The following is a 3771-nucleotide window of genomic DNA, read 5'->3' as shown; positions in this document are numbered from 1 at the left end:
CGGGTCGCGGCCGGAGGTGCTGGCGCACAACGTGGAGACCGTGCCGCGGATCTTCAAGCGCATCCGTCCCGGCTTCCGGTATGCGCGCTCGTTGGAGGTCATCACGGCGGCGCGTGAGGCCGGTTTGGTGACGAAGTCGAACCTGATCCTGGGCATGGGCGAAACCCCGGACGAGGTAGCTCCTGCGATGCAGGACCTGGTCGACGCGGGCTGCGAGATCCTGACGATCACGCAGTACCTGCGTCCCTCGCCGCGGCACCACCCGGTGGACCGGTGGGTCAAGCCGGAGGAATTCGTGGAGCACTCTCGCGCCGCGGAAGCCATGGGCTTCGCCGGTGTCATGGCGGGGCCGCTGGTGCGCTCCTCGTACCGCGCGGGACGGCTCTACGCCCAGACCAAGGCCCACCGCGGCGAAGTCCTGCCGGAGAACCTGCGGCACCTGGCCGTCGAAGGACCTGCAGCCCAGGAAGCCGCGTCGCTCCTGGCCCGGTGACACACGTCACCCCACCATCCTTAAAGGATCGGTAAAGTGGCGGGCATGGCCCTGGTTTCGGACCTCCTCAGCTGGTTGCAAGGACTGCCGGAACCGGGGCTCGTCGCCGCGACCGGCGGCCTGGTGTTCGCCGAGTGCACGATCGGGCTGGGCTTCTTGGCCCCCGGCGAATCCGGGCTGCTCGTCGCCGCGACGACGGCGAACACCGTCCCGCGCTTCCTGGTGCTGTGGCTGGTCGTCACCCTCTGCGCGACGGCGGGCGACGCACTCGGCTACGGCATCGGCCGCCGCTTCGGGCCGCGCCTGCGTGAGACGAAGCTCATCCGCAAGTACGGCCTGGAGGCCTGGGGCAAGGCCACCGCCGTCCTCGAACGCCGGGGCGCCTGGGCGGTGTTCTTCGCCCGCTTCCTGCCGGTCATCCGGACGCTGACGCCGGCGGCGGCCGGGACGTCCGGGCTGCCGTTCCGCAAGTTCCTGCCGGCCGCCGCGGTGGGCGCGTTCTGCTGGTCGCTGGTCCACATCAGCATCGGCGCGGCGCTGGGCGAGGCCGCGAAGCGCATCGAAGGCGCCCTGAACACCGGGGGCCTGATCGTCGTCGGCGTGCTCGCCGCGGCCGCGGTGTTCTTCCTGCTGCGGCTGAAGAAGCGCAAAGCACTGGCCGCGCCCGAGCGGGAGCCCGAACGCGTGCCCTGAGTACTACATTCGGCGGTATGAGTCTCGCGGATCTCCCCCGCCCGGTCGGCTTCGTGCTCGGCGGGGGCGGCAGCCTCGGCGCCATGCAGGTCGGCATGCTGCGCGCCCTGACCGAAGCCGGGCTCACGGCGGACGTCGTGACCGGCACGTCGGTCGGCTCGCTCAACGCCGCCGTGCTGGCCCGCTCCGGTGAGGACGCGCTCGCGCGGCTGCACGACATCTGGGCGCACATGACGCGAGCGGAGGCGTTCCCGGGCGGCGTGCTGAGCCGCGTCCGGACGTTGACACAGAGCAAAACGCACCTGTTCCCCAACACGGGCCTGGCCGGGATCATCGCCGATCACCTGGGCTCCGAGACGCGCTTCGAAGACCTGGCGCTGCCGCTGGGCGTCGTCACCACGCAGGTCGACACGGCCGAGCCGCTGCTGATCCGCTCCGGGCGCCTGCTCGAGCCGCTGCTGGCGAGCTGCGCGATCCCCGGGATCTTCCCGCCGGTGGAGCACGAGGGGCAGCTGCTGTACGACGGCGGGCTCGTCGCGAACGTGCCGATGAGGCAGGCGCTCGCCATGGGGGCGAAGTCTTTGGTGGTGCTCGACTGCGCGTTCCCCGGGAAGCTTCCGACTGCACCGCGGACGTTCGCCGAGGTGATGATGTTCACCGCGATGATCAGCATGCGGAACCAGGCCGTGCTGGAAGCGCCGGTGGCGGCCGCGCAGGTGCCGGTGCTCTACCTGCCGGGGCCTGCGCCGGTACGTGTGAACCCCCTGGATTTCGGGCACACGGAAACGCTGGCGGAAGCGGCGTACACGGCGGCGTGCGAATACCTCGGCGCACTATCGGTGAGCGGGCCGGGGCTGTACGGTGCACCCGGACTCGTCATCACGTGATCCACGTCACGCCGATGCACCGATCCGCCGACAAGAACGTCATCGCTATCGCGTAGTTTTGATGACGAATGCCCGCCGATCCCGATTCCCAAAAAGAGATAATATGCTCCCCAAGAAGATTTTACTTTCGGTGGCCGGAATCCTTGCCGGAGCACTGCTGCTTTCCGCCTGCTCGTCCGGTGACGACGGTGGTTCGCCCGCCGGTGGGGCGCCGGCGTCGGGGTCCGCCTCGCCGTCCGAAACCCCGGTCGCGGTGACGTTCGAGCCCGCGGGCGGCGCGGCGGTGAACCCGGCGACACCGATCGTCGTCAAGGCGGCCAACGGGAAGCTCCTCGACGTCACGGTGACGAACGCGGCCAAGGGGAAGACGGTCGCCGGCAAGCTGGCGGGCGACGGGTCGAGCTGGACGTCCAGTGAGCCCCTCGGCTACGGCACGACGTACAAGATCGTCGCGCACGCCCAGGGCACCAACGGGAAGCCGGTCGAGCAGGACAACCAGATCACGACGCTGTCGCCGAAGAAGCAGGCGAACGCGAACCTGATCCCGGCACCGTCCGCGGTGGCGAGCACGGGCGTCGGCGTCGGCCAGCCGATCGTGTTCAGCTTCGGCAAGGTCGCCGTCAAGGACAAGGCGGCGGTCGAGAAGGCGTTGACGGTGGAGTCGACCCCGAAGCAGGACGGCAGTTGGTACTGGATCGACGACTCGAACGTCCACTACCGGCCGAAGGAATACTGGAAGGCCGGCACGACGCTGAAGGTGACGGCCAAGATCTACGGCGTCGATTTCGGCGGCGGGGTGTTCGGCGCGGAGGATCGTACGGAGACGTACAAGGTGCACGATTCCTGGATCGCGAAGGCGGACGGGAACAGCGAGCAGATGCAGATCTTCCACAACGGTCAGATGGTGAAGTCGATGCCGATTTCGATGGGCAAGGACGCCACGCCGACCCACCTGGGCGCGCACGTGATTTCGGACAAGCAGGCGAACTACACGATGGATTCCTGCACGTACGGCGTCTGCCCGCCGGATCCGAAGGCGTACCGCTCGAACGAGAAGTTCTCGGAGCGCATTTCCAACGACGGCGAGTTCGTCCACGAGAACCCGAACAGCGTGGGCCAGCAGGGCAGTTCCAACGTGTCGCACGGGTGCATCAACCTGAACGACGCGAACGCCCAGTGGTTCTTCCAGAACATGGGCCTGGGCGACGTCGTGGAGGTCACCAACTCAGGCGGCCCCCAGCTCCCGGTCTGGGACCTGTACGGCGACTGGTCCAAGTCCTGGGCCGACTGGCAAGCCGGCTCCGCCATCAAGTAGCGCACCCACCTCGCTCATCACGCAACCTCACTTCGGGGGTCAGGAGCTCCGCTCCTGACCCCCTTTCTCATGCCCACCCGACCCTCCAGGCACGCCAACCGACCGCCTGGGTACGCCACCCGACCATCCCGGCACACGTGATGCCCCCTCAATCACGGGTGATGCCTCTCCAATCACGCGAGATGCCCCGCCAATCACACGAGTCCCGTCCTCGATCACGCGAGTTGCGGCTCCGGGTGCGCGCCTGCTCACAGCGACAGTGAGCGATGGAAGGCATTACCCGTGATCCGAGCGGCTTCATTCGTGATTGGCGGGGCATCACGTGTGATTGGGGGGTCGACTCGCGTGTCTGGAGGGTCGACTCGCGTACCCAGAGGGTCGGC

At 68.2% G+C, this 3771-nt stretch carries 3 protein-coding genes and 1 pseudogene; all 4 read left to right on the top strand.

Going from position 1 to position 3771, the window contains the following annotated elements:
- Positions 1-493, top strand: a pseudogene (locus C2L58_RS22005) (lipoyl synthase); the annotation flags it as partial.
- A gap of 45 nt (positions 494-538) precedes the next feature.
- Positions 539-1186, top strand: coding sequence for a DedA family protein (locus C2L58_RS22000; protein WP_103339510.1), 648 nt, complete (start codon positions 539-541; stop codon positions 1184-1186).
- A 17-nt stretch (positions 1187-1203) separates the two neighbouring features.
- A complete protein-coding gene (locus C2L58_RS21995; protein WP_103339508.1) occupies positions 1204-2073 on the top strand; it encodes a patatin-like phospholipase family protein in 870 nt (289 codons plus the stop codon).
- 103 nt (positions 2074-2176) lie between these two features.
- A complete protein-coding gene (locus C2L58_RS21990; RefSeq protein WP_199191368.1) occupies positions 2177-3388 on the top strand; it encodes a L,D-transpeptidase in 1212 nt (403 codons plus the stop codon).
- Positions 3389-3771: the final 383 nt, after the last annotated feature.

Origin of the sequence: Amycolatopsis sp. CA-126428 (genome assembly GCF_002904335.1) — a bacterium.
Taxonomy (GTDB): Bacteria; Actinomycetota; Actinomycetes; order Mycobacteriales; family Pseudonocardiaceae; genus Amycolatopsis.
This window is presented reverse-complemented; position numbering and strand designations above follow the sequence as displayed.

Coding starts and splice junctions, on each gene's coding strand:
- C2L58_RS21990 (WP_199191368.1), top strand. CDS start 2,177: ATGCTCCCCAAGAAGATTTTACTTTCGGTGGCCGGAATCCTTGCCGGA.
- C2L58_RS22000 (WP_103339510.1), top strand. CDS start 539: ATGGCCCTGGTTTCGGACCTCCTCAGCTGGTTGCAAGGACTGCCGGAA.
- C2L58_RS21995 (WP_103339508.1), top strand. CDS start 1,204: ATGAGTCTCGCGGATCTCCCCCGCCCGGTCGGCTTCGTGCTCGGCGGG.